This window comes from Sphingobacterium sp. R2, from assembly GCF_040760075.1.
Classification (GTDB): Bacteria; Bacteroidota; Bacteroidia; order Sphingobacteriales; family Sphingobacteriaceae; genus Sphingobacterium.
The window spans coordinates 4,517,825-4,538,416 of record NZ_CP142884.1; the positions used below are offsets into that span (position 1 = coordinate 4,517,825).

Annotated in this window: 22 protein-coding genes; 7 read left to right on the forward strand and 15 right to left on the reverse strand. The window is 38.0% G+C overall.

Annotated elements, in window-relative coordinates:
- Positions 1 to 77 precede the first annotated feature (77 nt).
- Positions 78 to 1,409: a hypothetical protein gene (locus VXM68_RS18940; protein ID WP_293955064.1), complete on the forward strand. Its 1,332-nt coding sequence runs from the start codon at positions 78 to 80 to the stop codon at positions 1,407 to 1,409.
- A gap of 76 nt (positions 1,410 to 1,485) precedes the next feature.
- On the opposite strand, the gene VXM68_RS18945 is transcribed toward VXM68_RS18940, so the two are convergent.
- On the reverse strand, positions 1,486 to 2,223 hold the full coding sequence (locus tag VXM68_RS18945; protein ID WP_232475551.1) for a GntR family transcriptional regulator: 738 nt from the start codon (positions 2,221 to 2,223) through the stop codon (positions 1,486 to 1,488).
- A gap of 90 nt (positions 2,224 to 2,313) precedes the next feature.
- On the opposite strand from VXM68_RS18945, the gene VXM68_RS18950 reads away from it, so the two are divergent.
- Genes VXM68_RS18950 through VXM68_RS18960 form a run of 3 tightly spaced genes read left to right on the forward strand, consistent with a single transcriptional unit; the run spans position 2,314 to position 6,790 of the window.
- Positions 2,314 to 3,651 carry a sugar porter family MFS transporter gene (locus tag VXM68_RS18950; RefSeq protein WP_367209700.1) on the forward strand — a complete coding sequence of 446 codons (1,338 nt, stop codon included), beginning with the start codon at positions 2,314 to 2,316 and terminating at the stop codon, positions 3,649 to 3,651.
- Between the two features lie 52 nt (positions 3,652 to 3,703).
- Complete coding sequence (locus VXM68_RS18955; protein WP_294182459.1) at positions 3,704 to 5,458, forward strand: class I mannose-6-phosphate isomerase; 1,755 nt, start codon at positions 3,704 to 3,706, stop codon at positions 5,456 to 5,458.
- Positions 5,459 to 5,488: 30 nt separating this feature from the next.
- Entirely contained in the window at positions 5,489 to 6,790 is a 1,302-nt protein-coding gene (locus VXM68_RS18960) for a hypothetical protein (RefSeq protein WP_367209701.1), read from the forward strand.
- A 340-nt stretch (positions 6,791 to 7,130) separates the two neighbouring features.
- Here the strand turns inward: VXM68_RS18960 and VXM68_RS18965 are convergent, their stop codons facing one another.
- A complete protein-coding gene (locus tag VXM68_RS18965) occupies positions 7,131 to 7,766 on the reverse strand; it encodes a nitroreductase family protein (RefSeq protein WP_293955054.1) in 636 nt (211 codons plus the stop codon).
- Positions 7,767 to 8,026: 260 nt separating this feature from the next.
- Here VXM68_RS18965 and map point away from each other — a divergent pair, with 260 nt between their 5' ends.
- Positions 8,027 to 8,788 carry a type I methionyl aminopeptidase gene (gene map / locus VXM68_RS18970; RefSeq protein ID WP_367209702.1) on the forward strand — a complete coding sequence of 254 codons (762 nt, stop codon included), beginning with the start codon at positions 8,027 to 8,029 and terminating at the stop codon, positions 8,786 to 8,788.
- A 521-nt stretch (positions 8,789 to 9,309) separates the two neighbouring features.
- Entirely contained in the window at positions 9,310 to 10,095 is a 786-nt protein-coding gene (locus VXM68_RS18975) for an alpha/beta fold hydrolase (protein WP_367209703.1), read from the forward strand.
- A gap of 74 nt (positions 10,096 to 10,169) precedes the next feature.
- Here VXM68_RS18975 and VXM68_RS18980 read toward each other — a convergent pair whose 3' ends face one another.
- The 8 genes from VXM68_RS18980 to VXM68_RS19015 all read right to left on the reverse strand — a co-directional run bounded on the left by VXM68_RS18980 (position 10,170) and on the right by VXM68_RS19015 (position 16,701).
- Positions 10,170 to 11,468 (reverse strand): deoxyribodipyrimidine photo-lyase, encoded by a 1,299-nt coding sequence (locus VXM68_RS18980; protein WP_294182468.1) that lies wholly within the window; start codon positions 11,466 to 11,468, stop codon positions 10,170 to 10,172.
- Between the two features lie 120 nt (positions 11,469 to 11,588).
- Positions 11,589 to 12,644, reverse strand: a complete 1,056-nt coding sequence (locus VXM68_RS18985; protein WP_367209704.1) for an NAD(P)-dependent alcohol dehydrogenase — start codon at positions 12,642 to 12,644, stop codon at positions 11,589 to 11,591.
- Between the two features lie 481 nt (positions 12,645 to 13,125).
- The gene (locus tag VXM68_RS18990; RefSeq protein WP_293955044.1) at positions 13,126 to 13,419 is read right to left on the reverse strand and encodes a hypothetical protein; all 294 of its coding nucleotides are present in this window, start codon (positions 13,417 to 13,419) and stop codon (positions 13,126 to 13,128) included.
- 140 nt (positions 13,420 to 13,559) lie between these two features.
- Complete coding sequence (locus VXM68_RS18995; protein ID WP_294182473.1) at positions 13,560 to 14,147, reverse strand: TetR/AcrR family transcriptional regulator; 588 nt, start codon at positions 14,145 to 14,147, stop codon at positions 13,560 to 13,562.
- 187 nt (positions 14,148 to 14,334) lie between these two features.
- Complete coding sequence (locus VXM68_RS19000) at positions 14,335 to 15,135, reverse strand: hypothetical protein (protein ID WP_367209705.1); 801 nt, start codon at positions 15,133 to 15,135, stop codon at positions 14,335 to 14,337.
- Between the two features lie 288 nt (positions 15,136 to 15,423).
- A complete protein-coding gene (locus VXM68_RS19005) occupies positions 15,424 to 15,627 on the reverse strand; it encodes a hypothetical protein (protein ID WP_293955038.1) in 204 nt (67 codons plus the stop codon).
- Between the two features lie 582 nt (positions 15,628 to 16,209).
- Positions 16,210 to 16,365 (reverse strand): hypothetical protein, encoded by a 156-nt coding sequence (locus VXM68_RS19010; protein ID WP_293955034.1) that lies wholly within the window; start codon positions 16,363 to 16,365, stop codon positions 16,210 to 16,212.
- Between the two features lie 150 nt (positions 16,366 to 16,515).
- A complete protein-coding gene (locus VXM68_RS19015; RefSeq protein ID WP_367209706.1) occupies positions 16,516 to 16,701 on the reverse strand; it encodes an alpha/beta fold hydrolase in 186 nt (61 codons plus the stop codon).
- A 418-nt stretch (positions 16,702 to 17,119) separates the two neighbouring features.
- Here VXM68_RS19015 and VXM68_RS19020 point away from each other — a divergent pair, with 418 nt between their 5' ends.
- On the forward strand, positions 17,120 to 17,569 hold the full coding sequence (locus VXM68_RS19020) for a hypothetical protein (RefSeq protein WP_293955031.1): 450 nt from the start codon (positions 17,120 to 17,122) through the stop codon (positions 17,567 to 17,569).
- A 135-nt stretch (positions 17,570 to 17,704) separates the two neighbouring features.
- On the opposite strand, the gene VXM68_RS19025 is transcribed toward VXM68_RS19020, so the two are convergent.
- The 5 genes from VXM68_RS19025 to VXM68_RS19045 all read right to left on the reverse strand — a co-directional run bounded on the left by VXM68_RS19025 (position 17,705) and on the right by VXM68_RS19045 (position 20,368).
- Entirely contained in the window at positions 17,705 to 18,145 is a 441-nt protein-coding gene (locus tag VXM68_RS19025) for a hypothetical protein (protein WP_367209707.1), read from the reverse strand.
- Between the two features lie 92 nt (positions 18,146 to 18,237).
- Positions 18,238 to 18,612: a hypothetical protein gene (locus tag VXM68_RS19030; protein ID WP_293955027.1), complete on the reverse strand. Its 375-nt coding sequence runs from the start codon at positions 18,610 to 18,612 to the stop codon at positions 18,238 to 18,240.
- A gap of 138 nt (positions 18,613 to 18,750) precedes the next feature.
- Positions 18,751 to 18,918, reverse strand: coding sequence for a hypothetical protein (locus VXM68_RS19035; RefSeq protein WP_367209708.1), 168 nt, complete (start codon positions 18,916 to 18,918; stop codon positions 18,751 to 18,753).
- A 10-nt stretch (positions 18,919 to 18,928) separates the two neighbouring features.
- Positions 18,929 to 19,687 carry a DUF1266 domain-containing protein gene (locus tag VXM68_RS19040; RefSeq protein WP_367209709.1) on the reverse strand — a complete coding sequence of 253 codons (759 nt, stop codon included), beginning with the start codon at positions 19,685 to 19,687 and terminating at the stop codon, positions 18,929 to 18,931.
- A 33-nt stretch (positions 19,688 to 19,720) separates the two neighbouring features.
- Positions 19,721 to 20,368, reverse strand: a complete 648-nt coding sequence (locus VXM68_RS19045) for a hypothetical protein (RefSeq protein ID WP_367209710.1) — start codon at positions 20,366 to 20,368, stop codon at positions 19,721 to 19,723.
- Positions 20,369 to 20,592: the final 224 nt, after the last annotated feature.

Here is a 20,592-nt window from a genome sequence, read left to right on the forward strand (position 1 = left end):
TGAAAATTAACCCTGAAATAGATACAAATTATTGACAGGTACACTTGTCAAGCCTAATTAATTACAATAAAACCACAATGAAAAAAAACACCCCATTTTTTAGTCTAATACTTCTGTTACTCGGAACCCAACTATCAGCACAACAAATAAAACCCGACAGTATAACTCAACTTAAGTTGGCAAAAAGCATTCTAGCGGATCAAAACTTAAAATATGTCGACAGCCTTGCCCGAGAGGTAATCAAAGAAGGTTTCAATGCGGGAAGTGGCTACTCACAGATTTGGGCCAGGGACCTCAATACATTTATTGAAACCGCCTTGGAAGAGCGGTCCCAAGCGGACATTAGAGGGGCCATTTTAGTATTCTTTCAGATGCAACAGCCCAATGGTGAAATGGTAGACGGCTATGTCCTTAAAAAGGATTTTACCTGGCACGATGATACACCTTATTATTCAGAAAATGCGCCCGGCCATGTTGGATTTAAAAATACAGTAGAAACAGACCAGGAAACCTCACTTATCCAACTGCTTGGTAAATATATCCGGAAAACAAAGGATTACAGTATCCTGGAGGAGTCTATCGGTGGAATTTCCGTCAAAGATCGAATACAACTCCTATTGGATTATTTGAAAAGGGAACGGTTCAACCACAAGTATCAATTGCTTTGGGGTGCGATGACCGCAGATTGGGGAGATGTACAACCCAACGATAGCTTTGGTTGTGACTGGAATGAGCTCTCCAATGAGGCGATCGATATTTATGACAATGCGATGTTTATTATTGCATTGCAGACACTGATTGATATTCAGCCCAACGCTCCGAAGGTGACAGAATGGAAGGGATTAAAAAAGAGTCTCGAAACAAACAGCAGACGTCATCTATGGGATAAGAAAAAACAAAAATTCATCCCTCATCTCTATCCTAAAACATCCCCTATCCCAAAAGGATTTGATGAAAATACGATTCATTATCATGGAGGTACCGCCATCGCGATAGAAGCCGGGTTACTTTCCGCTTCAGAAATAAAAACAGTCAATACGCAAATGCTGGAAAACGTCAGGTTATCGGGCATGCCGAGTATTGGATTGACCTTATACCCGACCTATCCGGTTGGATTTTTCATCGGAGGAATGGCTCAGCCTTACCAATACCAAAATGGTGGTGACTGGACTTGGTTTGGCGGACGGATGATCCAGCAACTTGTTTTAAACGGCTTTTATCAAGAAGCCTACGCAGAACTTCAACCGATGATCGATCGCGTTGTGAAAAACAAAGGATTTTACGAATGGTATGGTCAAAATAATGTCCCTAGCGGATCAGGGAAATTCAAAGGTTCAGCAGGAGTGCTCAGTAAAGCAATAGCGCTCCTAGAAAGCTGGGCAGAAACTACCGTAGAAAAGAATCATTAAAAGAAAAGAATAAATAAATGAGCTATTCACTCATCCTATCGTCCTTTTTGAATGGATAATAGGATGAGTGAATTACTTAATAATCTCTTCTGCTTTCAACAGTATAGGTAAAACTTTCCGCACGGTAGAACCCTAAATTATATTCAATTGGCTTTCCAGATTGGTCAAATACAAACCGCTTGCGGGACAAAATAGGATCACCGATATTAATCTCCAATTTATCCGCTATAAATTTATTTGCAGCCATTGCATCCAACTCTTCCTGAGAAAGATCTGCAACGACATGATAATCTGCTTCTAAGATTTCATATAAAGGTCGCTTAAAATCTTCATCGCCGTTTAAACCTATACGCGGATGGAAATAAGAGATAAAATAAACAAATGGGTCATCTTTCTTTCCTCTCAGACGTTCTAGTTTTAACAGCTTCTGATCCTCATCTACATTAAAAAACTTCGAAACAGCTTTATCCGGAACAACCCAGCTGACGTGAAGTTCAAAATTCTTCACCTCAATCCCACGATTTTTCATCTCTTGTGAGAAACTCAACCAATTTTTGGATTTTGAACTGAATTTAGAACTAGCCACCTTCGTTCCTATCCCCTTCTTTCTAATGAGCAGCTCCTCATATACCAGTTTATTGATCGCTAAACGCAAAGTAGAACGGGAAATTGCCAATCTTTTTGCTAATTCAATTTCATTGGGTAATAATTTCCCCTCTATATATTCAGGCTGCTTAATTAATTCGCGTAACAAATTCTCAGCTTGTATATGCAGCGGGACAGGACTTTTATGATCTATTTTTAAATTCATCATTTGGATTGCTTGTGCTAAAATAAGATTTTTTGCATAATTAAAAAAATAGAGATATGTTTGTATGTATATACATATTAATATAAACCGCAGATGTCAAAGAAATTTATCATCATTTTATGTATCGTTTCACTTGGAGGGCTCCTTTTCGGTTTCGATATGGCTGTAATTGCAGGTGCTTTGCCGTTGGTGAAGCAATTTTTCGTACTATCTCCTGCTCAAGAGGGCGTGTTCGTCAGTTCAGCCTTGCTAGGCTGTATTGTTGGTGTATTTTTCACAGGACCATTAATAGATAAATACGGCCGAAAACCCGCCTTTGTTACTGCGGCCCTGCTTTTTTTATTCTCAGCAATTGGCTGTGGATTCAGTCCTTCTTACAGCATATTGATTGCGAGTAGAAGCATTGGGGGCCTGGGTGTTGGAATAGCCTCAATTGTTGTGCCCTTATATCTTGCGGAAATATCGCCAAGCAAATTTAGAGGAAGATCAGTCACCTGTTACCAGCTCGTTATTACATTCGGTATCCTATTTGCCTATATCAGCAATTACCTGATTCTTGAATATAGTTCCGCACAGCAAAATGAACTGTGGCGAACTATGTTTTTAGTTGGTGCAATACCGGCTTTGTTGTTATGCGTTGGAGTTTACTTTATTCCTGAGAGTCCACGTTGGCTTTCTAAAAATGGACGAAACACTGAAGTTGCAGCGATCAGTGTCGCATTAGGGCTATCGGATATACAAGAGGTCAGCCATGTTTCCTCGAAAGGAAATCTACCTGATCTGTTCTCTCCTATTTATCGCAAGGCCTTTCTATTAGGCCTCTTCCTCCCTTTATTTTCACAGCTCAGTGGAATCAACGCAATTGTTTATTATGGTCCTAGCATATTGCTTGAATCAGGTATTTCATTAAACAATTCCTATCATGCCCAGTTATTCTTTGGAGCTGCCAATGTGCTATTTACTTTCTTTGCAATCTGGAAGGTTGATAATTGGGGGAGACGTCCCTTATATCTTTTGGGAACTGTAGGTGCTACCGTGAGTTTGCTGGTTACTGGTTATCTTTTTAATCAAGGTCAAGTCAATAATATCGCATTGATTATCGCGATACTTTCATTCTTATTTTTCTTTGCTTTTTCCATTGGCCCACTAAAATTTGTCGTCGCAGCCGAAATCTTCCCAAATGCCATCCGGGCTCGTGCCATGGGTATCAGTATTATGGTGATGTGGATTTCCGATGCGATCGTGGGACAGCTAACACCCATTCTTCTCGCTTCCTGGGGCGCCCGCTATACGTTTTGGTTGTTTGCATTTTTCTGTGCCATCGCATTCCTTGTTGTACTTGGATTCCTTCCAGAAACGAAGGGCAAACCTTTGGAGGAGATCGAAAAATTCTGGATTGAAAAACACAACAAAAAATCAACAGACAAGTAAGCAAAAGCTATTTACTCCAACATCATTCATTTGCAATAAAAATTACATCAATATGTATTCTAATACTCAAACAAAACCTTTTCAGTACGAAATCGCGCCGACCTTTCCAGTCCAAGGAAACTTATCAAATTCTTACCAAGATCTTGTTGCACATCTCATTACACATAATATACATAGCATTGATGGTTTTGTAGGTGTTAACTGGGGCACAATCATCCCTAGCCTGAAGCAAGAATTTGAAAAACAGGGCGTAGCCGCACGATTTATTACGATGGATTCTGCCTTAAAATCGGAATCAGCCGTCCAGGATATTGTCTCCCCCTACCTAGGCGGCAATGACCCATTGTTCGGAAAAAAGGCCGGGATTCCGCTCATTGAATACTTTGATACTAAAAAGCTAACAGATTTTCAAACAATACGAGCGAGCTCCGATTCAAAACAAGGTGAGTATACCATCTTTTATGGTCCTGGAGCATCATTAGTCGATACGTCTAGTCAGCTGATGTATATTGATCTGCCCAAAAATGTGCTTATTCAACGCATGCGTGTGGGCGCAGCTTTAAATTTAGGCTGTTCAACACAAACCAATCAAAAGGAAACCTACAAACGTTACTATTTTGTCGACTGGGAAATATTGAATAGACATAAAAGATCCATCTTGTCCCGTGTCGAAATTCTTGCCGATCAACAATCGTCCCACAGCTTACCATGGATTACGGGGAAGGATCTACGCGATACATTGCAAACCATGTCCCAAAGTTACTTCCGCGTACGACCAACTTTTGAACCCGGAGTATGGGGTGGACAGTGGATGAAAGAGCACCTTACAGGTATCGATCAGGATGTCAAAAACTATGCGTGGTCCTTCGAAATGATTGTCCCCGAAAATGGTATTTTGCTCGAAGCGGATGGACATACTCTCGAAATTTCATTCGATCAATTGATGTTTCAAGAAAGTGCCAATGTACTCGGTCATGCACAGCAACGTTTCGATGTTGAATTTCCAATACGCTTCAATTTCCTGGATACCTTTGATGGCGGCAACCTATCCATTCAATGCCACCCCAGTCCAGCTTATGCAAAAGCAGAATTTGGAGAAAACTTCACACAGGACGAATCATATTATATCGTTGATAGAAAAGAGGACGCACAAGTGTATCTGGGCTTTCAGCAAACAGTTGATGCTGACAAATTTCGCTCCGCTTTAGAAGAGAGCTTCCAAAGCGGAATAGCGATGGATATCGAGCAATACGTTCAAAAATTCGAATCCAAGAAACACCAGTTATATTTGATTCCACATGGTACCGTACATTCTTCCGGCGTGAACAATCTCGTGCTCGAAATCAGTGCAACACCTTATAATTATACCTTTAAAATGTACGACTGGGTGCGTCCCGATTTAGATGGGAAACCACGTCCATTAAATATTGATAGAGCATTCGCTAACCTCAATTTTAGCCGGAAAGGTGATGTCGTAAAAAACACACTGCTAGCTCAGCCCAGTGAAAAAATCCTTGATGCGCAAACAACAAGAATACATTTGCCAACGCATGAAGATCATTTCTACGATGTTTTTAGATACGAATTCGATCAGGATGTTTCGATTGAAACGCGGGGACAATGCCATATCATGATGCTTGTCGAGGGTGAGGCAATTGAGCTCACGACAGCAAATGGCATGAAGAGGGTCTTCCATTATGCCGAGACTTTTGCCGTTCCTGCTGCTGCTGGGTCCTATACATTGCGTAATTTAGGAAACGGTAAGGCAAAGGTTATCCAATCTTTTGTAAAAGAATCCAAATGTTAATCAAACCATTTATTATAAACAAACAGCACAATGAGAACTATATTTTTTGCATTATCTTCATCGCTCCTATTACTGTCCTGCCAACAAGCTGGTGGTAAAGTTTCTACGAACAATTTACAAGACAGCATCCAAAAAGATAGCAGCTTCCATATTGTCAAAGATATGGCTACGAACATCATCAAAAGCGGATTCAATGCGGGGGATGGATACAGTGAGGTATGGATTAGAGACTACAATACATTTATCACCTTAGCAACAAAAGTACATCCCCATGAACAGATCAAAGATCAACTGGCTTTGTTCTTTAAGCTACAAGGTTCTGATGGTAATATTGCCGATGGTTTTGTCAAAAAGTCCAGCTTAAAAAATAGCGTATCGGACTATTACACAATCACCAGCACCTTGGCTCCTGATTATGCTGCACATAAAAACACCGTTGAAACAGACCAAGAATCCTCTTTAATTCAAGCGGTACATAAATATATCGTTGCAACTAAAGACAAGGCTTTTCTAAATGAAAAAATTGGTGATGCAACTGTAAAGGATCGCATGGAACATGCTTTGCAATTTTTATTGGACAAACGTTATAATGCTACTTATGGTTTACTTTGGGGCGCAACCACGGTTGATTGGGGCGGCGTTCAACCCGAGCATGACTGGGGTGTCCATCTCGATGAAAATTCGCATATTGCTTTGGACATCTACGACAATGCGATGTTTTTGATTGCCCTTGACAACTACATGGATCTACTTCCTGAGAAAAAAGAAAAATGGGGAAAAATCAGAGCTTCCATAGCAAGTAATACCATGAAACACCTTTGGGATGAAAAGAATCAGAAGTTTATTCCCCATATTTATATCAAAGGCTCTCCATTTGCGGCTGATTTTGATGAAAATCAAATCTATTATCATGGTGGAACAGCTATCGCTATTGAGGCAAATTTACTTAGCAAAGAGCAAATAAAAGTTTCATTGGATAAAATGATTAAAAATGTAAAAGACGCTGGTGCGGCAACAATTGGACTTACCGTGTACCCAACTTATCCTGCAGGTTCATTTAAAAACAAAGGCATGTATCCGTATGGTTATCAAAATGGTGGGGACTGGACCTGGTTCGGTGGGCGTATGATTCAGCAGCTCGTTAAAAATGGTTTTCAACAGGAAGCTTATGAACAAATACAGCCGATGCTTGCCCGTGTTATCAAAAATAAAGGTTTTTATGAATGGTACACAAAAGATAATAAACCAGAAGGTTCAGGAACTTTTAGAGGTGAAGCAGGTGTGCTTTACGGTGCTATCGAATTACTGGAAAATATAGAAGCAAAAAGATAAACATGAGTTGTTTATTATTGCAAAAGCTATCGTGTATAGACCCAGCGAAAAATTGGACATTGAACTGTACGCTGAAATTTATTAAGGCATAGCAACCAAATCCTTCATGATTTTAATAAATTGTGCTCCGCAGAAGTTGCCGGCAGCGTTTCAACAAATATGCGCTATAAAGGCAATTACGTTGGAAAATTAGAATTATTTTAGCCCTTTGACAATAGTTAGCCTAAAAATGTCTGCACGATACTCGACTGCACTGCTCATCAATTTCAATAGCATTTAGAGCGAAAAAAAGCGTTTCAAAAATTAATTGAAACGCTTTTCAGTATGCTAAAGCGACTGCCTAGGCGAGTTCGATCAAAAATTCTTCTTTTGGAAGTCTAAACTTTTTCAATTTTAACAACCAGTCTTCCCCTTCCATACGATATCCCAAAGGGAGCATGGTCGCGCTCTTCAATCCAAGTTTGTCCAATCCTAGCAATTGATCCAACTCCACATTTGAAAAACCTTCCATTGGTGTGGCATCAATACCTAGTTCTGCCGCTTGTGCAATTGCCAAACCAAAAGCAATGTAAGCTTGTTTTGCCGCATGTGCAGCCTGCTGCTCTTCGGTAAAAGTCGCCAATTGTGCTTTTAAATTATTCTTATATTCATCTGTTGTATCAAGTGGTAAACCACGTGATGCATTCATTTGGTCAAAAGTACTATCAATTCGATCGTCCGTATATTTATCCCACCCTGCAAATACCAGCAAATGCGAACTATCAGCAACAATCTGCTGTCCCCAGGCTATGGGTACTATTTTTTCTTTTAATTCCTGATTTTTAATCACGATTACACGAAACTGCTGAAGCCCAGAGGAACTGGGAGCCATTCGCGCAGCTTCCAAAATCTTGTCTACATCTTGTTGAGCGACCTTTTTCGAAGGATCGTATTTTTTTGTGGCATAGCGCCACTCCAGATTATCTAATAACGCCATTTTTGTTCTAATTTAAATGATCGATAGCAACTCATTAAAAGTTATGTAAAGATACATAAAAAATCAAATGTCTAAACATCAAAAATCAGGGGGTGAAACTGTTGACTAATTTTCGTTATTTAATTGTCGTATATTTGCTTTTATCGGAATTAAATCGCAGTTTTAATCGAATTAAATTAAGAACTTCATATCGGTTTATATTCCAATAGAACCACATGGTGTGGAAACAGATTTTACATGCTTCACAATAAATAGTAGCGATGTCCATAACGAATGAAACCGAATTAACAGGCATGCAAAAAGCGAGCAATGCTGTTGCAAAGACGTTAAAATCCATGATAGAATATGCTCAAGTGGGAATGTCTACGAAAGAGCTTGACGAATATGGAGCCGAAATATTACAAAGCATGGGTGCAAATTCTGCTCCAGCACTTACGTATGGATTTCCTGGCTATACCTGTATTAGTATAAACAACGAATTTTGTCACGGAGTACCGCATGCGGAAAGGATACTGCAAGAGGGTGATTTGATTAATATTGATGTATCTGCAGAGCTTGACGGCTATTGGGCTGATAATGGATGTTCCTTTATTATCGGAAAAGATATACATCAACATGAAAAATTAGTAACAGCGTCCAAAGAAATTCTTCAAAAGGCAATAAGTAACATTCGAGGCGGCGTAAAAATAGCAGACATTGGACATCTTATTGAAAATGAAGCTAAAAAAAGAGGTTATAAAGTTATCAAAAATCTTGGTGGTCATGGTGTGGGAAAAAGTCTGCACGAAGAGCCTAATGAATTGCTGAATTATAAAAATCGCTTCGATCAACGCAGATTTCGTAAAAACACTGTGGTTGCTATTGAAACCTTTATCTCAACAGCTTCTACGTACGCGACTGAACTCAGTGACGGCTGGACAATGGTTGGCGATAAGGGCGGGTTCATGGCCCAGCATGAACACACGATTCTGATTACTGATGGCTCTCCTATTATATTAACTGCAGAAAATGCATTTTTTTAGTGCTCAATAGCTAGATACTGTTAAACCATTTTAAATAATTTATTGAAAGCGACTAAAATGGCTCATTTCTTCTCACCAAGAATTTAGCCTATCAATAGTTCATAGACACTCAGCAGAACCTGAGCGATTATAAAAAAATTAGGGGCTTCTCGTATGAGAAAACCCCCAAATAATATATTTTTTATGGCTAAAATTATTAATAGCAAGTTCAACAATATCGTTTTAAGTGCTACTGTAGTAAAGATAGATTTTACTTTTCAAGAAAAAAGTGATGAAAATCACTTTTAAAAAAATTTTTTATTTCCATTGTAAACATTCCACCTTTTGCTTTACTGAAGGGTAAAGAATATGTGGCCGGACATTCCTTCCGAAATCTCACGTAGTGGCAATACTACTAACATGGAATCGACTACTCGCGGCATAAATGTTTTACAAAATTTGGCTTAAAAATTCAGCAACAAAAGCTAAATTCGCTACATATACTCATCGCATACAAATGAAAATTTGAAATTGGAGCTATCATGACATTGAAAGAACTACAACACAGTAAAATATATGGTGCGAATAATGGTGGAACGCCATTAATTGTACTTCACGGTCTATTCGGAATGGCAGACAACTGGGGATCCTTTGGCCGTGGTTTCGGGGAGAAAAGACAGGTACATTTACTCGATCTACGTAACCATGGCCGTAGCTTTCACAGTGACAACATGTCAATAGAAGTGATGGTAGACGACCTTCTTACCTATATAGCGTCTATCGGAACTGATAAAATAGTACTTTTGGGGCACTCTTTGGGTGGAAAAGTGGCCATGCAATTTGCTATCGACCATTCAGAAAAAATTGAAAAACTGATTATCGCTGATATAGCACCCAAAGCTTATCCTCCACACCATGAAGATATCTTCGATGCATTGTCTGCTGTAGCTATCACGACGTTAGAAACCCGAAAAGATGTGCAAGATAAGATTGAGCAATATTTAAGTGACCCTGGCGTTATCCAATTTTTATTAAAGAATGTATATATCAGAGAAGATCGAAAATTAGATTGGCGCTTTAACTTGGATGTTTTAAAAAATAAATATACTGAATTTATCACTGTAGCGATAAAATCAGGAATATATAACGGTGCCACTTTATTTTTGGCGGGCGAGAAATCAAGATATATATTACCGGAAGATAGGATAAAGATCAAGGAACAATTTCCAAATGCCGAATTTAAAACTATCCCTAATGCAGGTCACTGGGTTCAAGCCGAAAATCCAAAGGTATTTGACGCTTTTGTCGCCGAATTCTTAGATCAGTAAATTCATAAAAAGCCAATATCTATACCTATTCGCCAGTTAGTAAAACCTGTCGTGCTGGATAGACATTGGCATTTTTATTTCAAAGCCTTTGAGTAGGTTTTTATCGCCCTATCGCGAGCCATTTTGTGATCTACCATAGGCTGACAATAATCTGCAGTACCTAACTCAGGCACCCATTTTTTTATATATTCGTGATTTTTATCAAACCTATCCGCTTGGAGAGCCGGATTGAAAACCCGAAAATAGGGTGCAGCGTCACAGCCACTCCCGGCGGCCCACTGCCAGTTGCCATTGTTGGCAGACAAGTCATAGTCATTTAACTTTTGAGCGAAGTAAGCCTCCCCCCACCTCCAGTCGATCAACAAATGCTTGCAAAGAAAACTTGCCACCACCATCCGTACACGATTGTGCATATAGCCTGAAGTATTCAATTGTCGCATGCCTGCATCGACCATGGGATATCCGGTTTCTCCATTGCACCATTGCAAAAATTCCTTTTCATTATTCCGCCATGGTATAGCGTCGTATTGCTTTCTAAAGGATTCGGTAACGACATGGGGATAGTGATAAAGTATTTGCATAAAAAATTCGCGCCAGATCAATTCAGATAACCATGTTGCATTATGTTTTAATGCAAATGCAACACATTTACGAACACTGATGGTTCCAAAACGAAGTGCTATCCCCAATTTGGTGGTACCCTTTAAAGCTGGATAATCGCGAGTTTCATCGTAGTGATCTATGATACTGGCATCGAGATGCGGTTCTTCAAAAATGAGGTCTGTTTCTAAAAAACCCATTTGTTTTAACGGAATGATTTGCTGCTGTTTTTGCTGAAAGAAGAATTCAGTTCCATAAGTATAGGAACGATAATCATCGGAGCGCAGTTTCTCCCGCCATTTTTTTGCATACGGTGTATACACTGTATATGGCGTTCCATCATTCTTTAAAATGTCTCCCTTATCGAAAATTACCTGATCTTTTATAGCTTTGAAAGGAATCTCAATCGATTTGCAAAATTCGAAAATTTCCTTATCCCTACGAATTGCCTTCGGCTCATAATCTCGATTACAATAAACTCCCTGGACATCAAATTTTTCAGCCAGTTCTCTAAAAATATCGATAGGTTTACCATAAAATGTATTCAAAGAGGCTCCACTTTTTTGCAGTAAAGCATTGATATGCGTTAGTGCTTGATGAATGTAATGAAGCCTGCGGTCGCTTTTGTCTTCCAATTGCTCCAAAATATCCTCATCAAATATGAATATGGGCAATACAGGGAATCCAATCGTCAGCGCGCGAGCAAGCCCGCTATTATCGTCCAAGCGTAAGTCGCGTCGAAACCAAAAAATAGTAACTTTATTTTTTTCCATAAAATGACGGATGTTCCATTCCCTAAGCATAGCGAACAACTGTTCGGTACTAGACAAACTAAACCATCAGGAGTATTAAATATTATGCCTGATGGTTCAGCGTTGAAAAATTGTATTGGATTAGTTTTTCAGACTTGCCATATCGATAACAAACCTATATTTAACATCACTTTTCAGTAACCTGTCGTAGGCGTGATTAATATCCTGAATTTTAATGAGCTCAATATCAGATATAATATTGTGTTGACCACAAAAATCAAGCATCTCCTGCGTTTCTGCAATTCCACCGATCATCGACCCTGAAAAGCTCTTACGCGCTGGAATCAGACTAAAAGGAGTGACGGGTAATGGATGTTCTGGAGCACCAACAAGCGTCAGTGAACCATCCCGCTTCAATAAACTTAAATAGGCATTGATGTCATGCTGTGCCGAAACGCAGTCTAAAATGAAATGTAATGTTCCCGTATGCTCTTTCATTTGTTGTGCATCGGTTGATAAGATAACTTCATCAGCACCTAAACGTTTGGCATCGTCGACTTTCGAAGCAGAAGTTGTAATCACAACCACCTGAGCTCCCATCGCTTTCGCTATTTTAACCCCCATATGTCCCAAACCGCCAATACCAACTATACCAACTTTTTTTCCCGGTCCCACATTCCAATGTCTCAACGGGGAATAGGTAGTAATTCCGGCACACAATAAAGGAGCTGTTGCTGCGAGATCCAAATTTGCAGGGATATGGAGCACAAAATCCTCATCCACCACAATGCGTTCGGAATAACCACCAAAAGTCTGTTTATTGAGGTGTTTATCGTGTCCATTGTATGTTTGGATATTCCCATTTTCACAATATTGTTCCAGCCCTTCTTTGCAACTTTCACATTCTCGACAACTATCTACCATACAACCTACGCCAGCTAGATCACCGACTTTAAACTTGGTTACAGCATCCCCAACTTTAGTAATTCGTCCTACAATTTCATGGCCGGGTACATTTGGGTAAACGGTCCAGCCCCACTCGTTTCGCGCTGTATGTAAGTCAGAATGACAAACACCACAAAATAAGATATCAATCTCGACATCTTTTCCACTGGCTTCACGCCGTTCGATAGCCATCTGTTGCAGTTCGGCAGCTGGTGCGCTTGTGCCAAACGCCTTTATTGAAAATGTACTCATACTTGATAAAATCGTTCTATAATTTTTGAATAAATGACTAAAATCCCCTATATCGCCTAAATCCATCCACGCGATAAAAATAACCATTGGACGTGAAAAATGTTTTGCAGGAATTATTTTAAAAGTAAAAAGTAACTTTTAAATTAGCATGATTAGAAGTCTTAAATCGAGGTTTCTTTACAACTCATTAGATACTGGGCTAAACAGCACTATAAATTCGAAAAGCGTTATAAACCGGATGCGCTAATCAGTGTCCTCAACTTGTACAAACTGCATTGCCAAACCTTGTTTCTGACATATAGTTAAAATAGAGAATTCCAATCGACTACTTATTCGAAGGACAAGCAAAAATTGGTTGTCATCCAACATGAGATCAATATTTTTTATCTCAGGAAAACGCTGATAGAGAAAATTATAAATCTCGCTAGCTCTCCATTTTAGCTTGCGGGACAACGAATAAACTACTTTATACATATTTAGATTATTTCAAAATTTTAACGGCAATTTGTTGTAGCTGATTGTTCAAAAGGTGCATCTGCTTTAGTTCTTCAATGTCACGGGCTAGTCGAACTTTTTTATTTTCATTTTCCAGCGCAAGAGCGAGCCCATCCAACCGCTCTACATCATTGTTGATTAATAAATAACAATCTATATCTGGATCCAACAATCCTGTAATCTCAGTACGGCCGGGTTGCTCTGTCTCCACCATAATTAAAATACACCTTTCTGATGCAACGCTCTTTACCAACTCGCCCACTTTCGCATTTAATTCCATAGCATTTTCCCCATCTATGTTTTTATTAAAACAGTTTAAAAATCAATATAGACATATTTTGTATTTATGTCGAATTTGAATACAAAAAAAACAGTACCTATATTCCTTACTATCCAAAAATTTTCCATACGATACAATCATTAGCGAAGGCCTTTGACGCAGATGCTTATCAGCCAGGAAAGTCTAGCTTCAAAATCTGGAAAACGGTCAAAGAGTAAAACTTCCTGTTCAAAACAACGCGATGTGGTCACTAACATTTCCGATAAGAATAAGATGTCTTGTTCACCAAGCGGCTGAATTTCTTCTTTCTTAATGGCTAATTCAATCATTTTACGGATCAGCTTGATTTCATCATCCAACATGTAACGCGTTTTTGAAACCATCAAAGCTGGATCTGACTTCATGTCTTCAAATGCGAGATGAAAACGCTTAGTGATTAAGTTAATTTGGCGCAATTTTGCCTGTAAAAAACCAACTAGGTTATCTTCCAATGAAGCGTTTCTATGGTATGTTTGACTCGCAACCTGAAATACCTGTTGACACAAATACTCGGCAATTGCATCGAACACGTCCATTTTACTGGTAAAATAATAATACAAAGTGCTCCGCCCCTTTCCACAAGCTTTTGAAATATCCTGCATAGAAACTCTTGCAAATCCATATGTTTCAAACACTTTCATGGAAGATAGGATAATTTCTTCTCTAATATTTTCCTGTTGACCTGTCATTGTTCGACAAACATACAAAAAATGTCGAAAAAAAACTATATCTGGTATTTTTTTATTATTACTACTGATTTCCTATAAACGGTACATTTTTTCTTTACAGTCAGTGTGCTTTGGCGAATTGGGAAACCAAAATAGTTTTAAATCGGGTGGATTTATCAAAAGGCTGCCTATCTAACCTTTTATACGTCTATTCATTGACATTTGGAATATAATCCGGTAGATAAACGTTTTTCCTTCTCATCGTTTGGATATACTTTTTACCGTATATCTCCAAGCGGATATCGACAATTTCAGTGATCGCAGGTTCATTGTCTTTATCTTCTCCGAATGAGAAAATCTGTTCTTCCCGTCTATTTTTTTTAAGTAAAAAATAATAAAAATCTTCACTTTCCCAACCTTCTATACTGCCCCCGGCATCATTCTGAAGCTTTAGTCTTTTGTATCTTTTTTGTAAATAGCGGTAAATTTTATTAAAATCATCTTTATTTTTTAAGCTCTTCATCGCATTTAGGTAAGCAAATTTACCACTGTTATCTTCCGCCATCGTTAGGGCAGGAAATGATACTCCGTTTAAGAGTGCTATGGTATCTTTTTCTTCATTGTAAGAAACAGTGGTATAACGATACCCAAAATTTTTGACTGGCTTTAACTTCCGTGTTCCCCAAGCTGCGGTAGACTCGATATAAAATAACGTAGGCAGACTCCCTTCTGAATTAAAAATAGCAAGCGTATCCTTTTTAAATATGGCGGTTTCAAAGACTTCTTTCAACTCTTTCTTATCCATACTTTTAACGTCCGCATGCAGCAACTCTTCGCTCCTCTTTATTTTGGGGCCATAAAATTTGGATGCATTAAAGTTTCTATCCAATTTTTCAAGTATCACCCGATCCGGATTTTGCGATTGACAGGAATACAGCACACCAGATAAAACGATCAGACAACATACACTATAATATAAAAAATGAAACGGCTTCATCGAAATTGTCATTCAAATTATTTTTGGGTTATGATCTTTACTGCGACGTAAAGATCTTCAAACTAAAATAAATTTGTATTCATTTGCAAATGAAATTATGCAGGATTAACACCTTTTGACTTTTAGCAGTGCAGCGAAATCCAAAAGTACATCGTCGTACATCGTTCCCGTTGGGTCCAAGTTGAGTCGACCAGATATGGTCTGTCCGCCCCTGTTTAAACAAATAAAGGTTACTAAAATCAGAAAAATTTGATTTTAGTAACCTTTTACTTTGAATTACTTGTTCCTATAATTTTATAATCAATCATTGAGTAACAACTGATCGATATATTCCCTGATCTCTTGGGGTAACATCAGATAAACCGAGGTTTTCAGATTTGCTTTACTTGGTTCACCATCGATGAAAATATTCTTAAATCCTTCATTGAGCCATTTCCCCTCATCTTCTAGATATCCATGATATTTGCTATTTAAGTTCTCAATAATATTATTATCGTTTCCCATGCTTTCCGTCATTTATTATATGTAATCTGCATCTGAAATATTCGACAGGGAGACATCAACTTTGGTGCCACTCCTCCTTAAAATTTTTAAATTTAGCTATCCAATAGCACATTTAAAGTTTTCTTAATATTTACATATGCTAATAGAACAAAACCACTAATAACTATATATCAACACATTACGATATCAACACATTACGACCCTAAAAAAACTAGCTATATTGCTTAAGTCGATATTATTCGCAATTTTTAGTATCGAATACCGTAATTTTGTATTTGAATGTTTTTCAAACCTTTTACTTATGATATTAATAGCAGTTTTATTTCCTTGGTTATCGTTTTTTTACGTGGTAAAATTCTAAGTGGTCTTCTCTGTTTGATCCTTCAGATAACTATACTCGGTTGGATACCCGCAGCCATATGGGCGGTTGCGTCTCGTGTTGACGGGAAAAACAAACAGCGCATGCGCAAATTGGAACGCAATATCCGTAATTACCGATAAAACATCAGGGCTCCGTTATTCGGTAAGCCGAGCATCATTTAGATTCCAAAAATTGTTGTACTTGTTTTAATGTAAAATCAATCAGTGGTCGTTGACACCGCCATTAAAATCAGTCATCATATAGTTCCCATGATTAGCTGGTAAAATAAGCAGTCGCGCATGCGGAATCCGCTGAAGCCCCTCTCTTTTTGTATTTCCGGATGCTGCTATCAGCTTTTCGAACTTGTATGGGTACATCGTCACAAATTTCAAACGGGTTGTCGCTCCATTGCTAAAACCAAAAAACGAAGCTTTGCCGATGGAAAGAAAATCTAGAACGGCCAAAACATCTTTGGCATCCTGCTCGAATGTTTCAGCTGAGGATCGATGATCGGATCTTCCATGATTTTATAGATCTATCAAAATCAACTGATACTGATCATGCAACCTTTTTACAGTCTCCTTAAAATCCGAAAGACCGGAGGATCCACCACCATGAATCAGTACGAGAGGTTTTCCTGTGCCAAATATCTCGTAGTAAAGTTTTATCCCTTTAGCAGGTGCATAAGCGCTTTTCGATTCTATTTCACGCATAATTTATACTAAATAGTCTATATTTTTATCATTAGCACACGCTTCTACAGCGATTTGTTTTCTATAATTTTTTAAAACTTAACAAGACCCCATCGGTAAAAGACTTTTGCAGGTCCAAACTTGTAAACAGATCAGGGTCGAAAGTTTCTATTTACACCGGTTTAAAATCATTCCGTTTAATGTACTGAGATAAAAGGCAACATTGAACGATATCACAATATTGATAAACTATACAGAAATTCGACTTGTCCTATGACAATATTGAAGTACGCTAAACATTTTTCTGCGATACTGTAGACATACACTTTATAGCTAATTAAAGGATAAAAATCTCACGTATTGGGTCGGTAAAGAATAAACAGATGACTGTGGTATATTTATTGTAAGAACCTCATGGAACATATAAAAACCGATTCAAATGAGAAAATTAGCATTTATAGCAATGAGTCTTGTTACTTTCACGGCCTGTAATAATACTCCCAAGAACAATGAATCCAAAGAAGCAGTTGATCAAAACAAGGAAGAAGCAACCCCGTCGATCGGCGGCAACAAGGATGAGCATGGTTGTTTGGTCGCGGCAGGACAAACTTGGAGTGAGATCAAACAAGGGTGTATCCAGGTCTTTAATGTTGGCTTACGCCTAAATCCAACGGAGAAAGAAGAAGGAAAAGCTGTCATTAGTGCTTTTGTGGTTCTTAGCGAGGATAAATCAAAGCTAGAATTATTCTTACCTGATGACAATAAAAATACCATTATCTTGGATAAAGTTGAGAATGATATCTATCAGAAGGATAGCTATAGATACGATGCTAAAAAATCAGCGCTTTATGTGGATAATACGATCAAGTACACAGGTGATGTTGAGTAGCCCAAAAAGAAGATCTCGTTTTAATCCTATATCAGCACAAGGCCTGCTGTATTAAATTCCTGAATGCCACAATAGTTATTCTGAATCCATTTTGCTTGGAATAACTATTGTACAATTCTATTAGTTTCAAGTGTACTATTGAACTATTGGCACAATTTGTACTACATATGGCCCTGAGTAATGATTCCCTATCATTTTATTCTCATTTACAGTAATATGATATTGGCCAACATCTTTAAATCTATAGGCAAGCTCTTGGCCGAAGGGGCCATCAGCCGAACCATTGGGCAGAAAAAGCTGACTAATTCGTACATTGGCTGTATCCATGGGAGTTTTTATTTTGATAAGAGCCGAATCCGCCTGATGGACTGAAATGAAAATAGTATCTGTTTTTCCTGATACCATATTCATTTCCTTAGATCTTCCACCACCAAAAAACGTTATGTTAGAAGGTAATTCCTGTGCCTTGAGCTTAGATTCATTTGTACTGAATTGTGGTGGGCGATCAGGAAATTGACAAGCTCCATAAATAAAAATTGCCAACACATTCATGATCAATAATCTTAATTTACCCATAACGTTTTACTTAAAATAACAAAAGTTATTAAATTACGGTTTTTAGTTACGACAACTTTTTCTGTACAAAACAAACGCTGAAATTGAATTTGTTACATCGTCCACAAACTCCATTTTGATTTGATTGCATGTGGATTTAGTTCTCGTATTTTTTGATAAAAAGCATAGAAATTCCTATTCCAAAGGGAATAGTTATGCGTAAAACTAAAAATGGACTGTCCCTTGCTATCCAATTGAACGACGACTTGCCAGATATAGTGATTATTAATTTGAGTCGATGTCCTACGAAGCTCAATGATATCCACTAACCTAAAGGATCTACCTGCTCCGTCTCTTCGACCGACAGCGTAGAAATAATTTTCATCAAAAAAATAATCTTCGTCACTTAGCAGATTATCTTCTATACCAAATAAAAAGGGACGTGATGACAGTTTTCTTAATTTATCTGTCTCAAAATGATCATTCATTTCATAACTTTTTTTAACACTGTATAAATATTTCTTAGCTACATTTTTCCTATATACTGCTATCGACACGACAACGATCAACACACAACTGATAACCAAAATGATGCCCTTAGAATTCATTTATTCCACAAAAAGAAATTAACTTATACAAATCAGATAGAACATCGGAATTCGCCCTTCATCTTTCTCGATAGCATCTAATCCTTTGAAATAGATGTAGCCACCGACTTGTTTCTGACCTATTTGTTGTTCAAATTGATACAGCAAATCCAAAGCCGTAAAATGTAGTGGATGTGAAGACCACATGAGACAACACTCAGACGGAATGATTACCATTCTGCCATGCAATATTATTCCAAGGACTTCCTTTCTTTTCTTTAAGATACCCAATATACCTTTTCAAGTAAGATTTCCCAATTTTACTGTTTACACCAACTTGATCTTCTCCTTTCAGGAAATAATCGGAAAATTGCAACCAATCAATAAAATGCTCTCTCGCATATAGTGACAAACTCTTGAGAACATTTAATGCCACAGGTTTTGGTAAATATTCAACGTCCGTTGCGGATGTAGTAATATGACTTACGACAGCAACAACAAAGGCATTTACCCCTGATTTGGAGATATCCCAAATGGACGTATCGATTTTGCCGTTTTTTCCCTCCAATGCGGTCCCTGTCTTTTCTATCCCAAGTAACGTAAAGTATGAACTCAACATTTCAAGACAAGTTTCTCTATCTGTTATACCAAAATCTCTCTTTAGCAATTTGATAAAATCACTTCTATATTGATCAACCCTTGGATAATTACCAAATTGATATAAGTGAATCGGATAACTACCATCATCTCCGGTACTTCCGAATACCGTAAACCAATCCCCAAAAACAATCACTCTAAATGCGGCTCCTAGCGCGTTACCAAACTGTTCTTCATAAGGAGTATTCAGAAGTATAGCGTTATCAGGTACTAAACTTCCCGCCATTTCTCCCTCTTCGGCTTTCAAAGTTAGTTCATCTTTGGCTTCATTTACACCTTCATTTGCCGCATTAAATAATTCTTTCAAAAATTTAAACATAACGGTATTGATATTAACTACGTAAAAGAAATCTTACTTACTATATTTTGCTAACAGCGCATAATCGTACGGGATTCTCATGGACAGCTCGCGTGCTTGCCAAATATCCCCTTCGGAAATCTGATAGAAATCATAGGCATTTTTCAAAAAATTCTTGCCGTTTGGAGCTTCAACCCAATCTTTCTTCTCTCGATTGTAAAGTAAAATCATACAACTTACACAGCGATAATTACCTGCTGTTTTTTGGTTTTCAAAACAAGTTCCAACTTTAATATTAATCTTTTGATTGATTATCACATCGGTCAATTTACGATCTGTGAGATGAATTAATGCAATTTGTGCGTCCTCATCATCGGGTCGTAACTTTGCTATTACTAATCGCCCTAAATCTGCCTTTTTAATTTTTTCGATTTCTAAAGCCCTAAATTCAGGCGATATGCGATTCGTATCGACCGGATATAGTTCATCTTCGGCAGCCGTCACTTCTGTCGTCGTTACTTCGGTGGCTCCGGAAGCCAATAGCTGCTTATTTTTTTGGTAATTTTCCCAATCTGCTGTATCGTAGCTAACCCACTGCTGTATCTTATAGAGTAAGGTTTCCCTCTTATTGACTTTTATAAAAAACGCTGCAATTAAAAATGAAACCAGCAATATGAACAGGATAATGAGGACTCTTTTCAAACTAAAAATATTTAATGAAGTATTTAAATCTGTAAAATCGTGAAAACATATCCCATGTTTTCATTGATCACCGTAAATCTGCACATAATTATTCACCCCTTAAATCCGGAACCCATATTAGGTCAAAACTTGGCGATATTTGTAGCTTAATAATAAATATCTGAAAACAACATGACAATTGTTGATTTTAAATATTTTAGCCAATTAAATACAAGTAGACTGTA

Bases quoted from the DNA above. Each gene is read 5' to 3' on its own strand.
- VXM68_RS18940 (WP_293955064.1), top strand. From the start codon at position 78: ATGAAAAAAAACACCCCATTTTTTAGTCTAATACTTCTGTTACTCGGA.
- VXM68_RS18975 (WP_367209703.1), top strand. From the start codon at position 9,310: ATGACATTGAAAGAACTACAACACAGTAAAATATATGGTGCGAATAAT.
- VXM68_RS19000 (WP_367209705.1), bottom strand. From the start codon at position 15,135: ATGACAATTTCGATGAAGCCGTTTCATTTTTTATATTATAGTGTATGT.
- VXM68_RS19005 (WP_293955038.1), bottom strand. From the start codon at position 15,627: ATGGGAAACGATAATAATATTATTGAGAACTTAAATAGCAAATATCAT.
- VXM68_RS19020 (WP_293955031.1), top strand. From the start codon at position 17,120: ATGAGAAAATTAGCATTTATAGCAATGAGTCTTGTTACTTTCACGGCC.
- VXM68_RS18955 (WP_294182459.1), top strand. From the start codon at position 3,704: ATGTATTCTAATACTCAAACAAAACCTTTTCAGTACGAAATCGCGCCG.
- VXM68_RS18995 (WP_294182473.1), bottom strand. From the start codon at position 14,147: ATGACAGGTCAACAGGAAAATATTAGAGAAGAAATTATCCTATCTTCC.
- VXM68_RS18980 (WP_294182468.1), bottom strand. From the start codon at position 11,468: ATGGAAAAAAATAAAGTTACTATTTTTTGGTTTCGACGCGACTTACGC.
- map (WP_367209702.1), top strand. From the start codon at position 8,027: ATGTCCATAACGAATGAAACCGAATTAACAGGCATGCAAAAAGCGAGC.
- VXM68_RS19015 (WP_367209706.1), bottom strand. From the start codon at position 16,701: ATGCGTGAAATAGAATCGAAAAGCGCTTATGCACCTGCTAAAGGGATA.
- VXM68_RS18985 (WP_367209704.1), bottom strand. From the start codon at position 12,644: ATGAGTACATTTTCAATAAAGGCGTTTGGCACAAGCGCACCAGCTGCC.
- VXM68_RS19030 (WP_293955027.1), bottom strand. From the start codon at position 18,612: ATGAATGATCATTTTGAGACAGATAAATTAAGAAAACTGTCATCACGT.
- VXM68_RS19010 (WP_293955034.1), bottom strand. From the start codon at position 16,365: ATGTACCCATACAAGTTCGAAAAGCTGATAGCAGCATCCGGAAATACA.
- VXM68_RS19040 (WP_367209709.1), bottom strand. From the start codon at position 19,687: ATGTTTAAATTTTTGAAAGAATTATTTAATGCGGCAAATGAAGGTGTA.
- VXM68_RS18945 (WP_232475551.1), bottom strand. From the start codon at position 2,223: ATGATGAATTTAAAAATAGATCATAAAAGTCCTGTCCCGCTGCATATA.
- VXM68_RS19035 (WP_367209708.1), bottom strand. From the start codon at position 18,918: ATGTGGTCTTCACATCCACTACATTTTACGGCTTTGGATTTGCTGTAT.
- VXM68_RS18990 (WP_293955044.1), bottom strand. From the start codon at position 13,419: ATGGAATTAAATGCGAAAGTGGGCGAGTTGGTAAAGAGCGTTGCATCA.
- VXM68_RS18965 (WP_293955054.1), bottom strand. From the start codon at position 7,766: ATGGCGTTATTAGATAATCTGGAGTGGCGCTATGCCACAAAAAAATAC.
- VXM68_RS19025 (WP_367209707.1), bottom strand. From the start codon at position 18,145: ATGGGTAAATTAAGATTATTGATCATGAATGTGTTGGCAATTTTTATT.
- VXM68_RS18950 (WP_367209700.1), top strand. From the start codon at position 2,314: ATGTCAAAGAAATTTATCATCATTTTATGTATCGTTTCACTTGGAGGG.
- VXM68_RS18960 (WP_367209701.1), top strand. From the start codon at position 5,489: ATGAGAACTATATTTTTTGCATTATCTTCATCGCTCCTATTACTGTCC.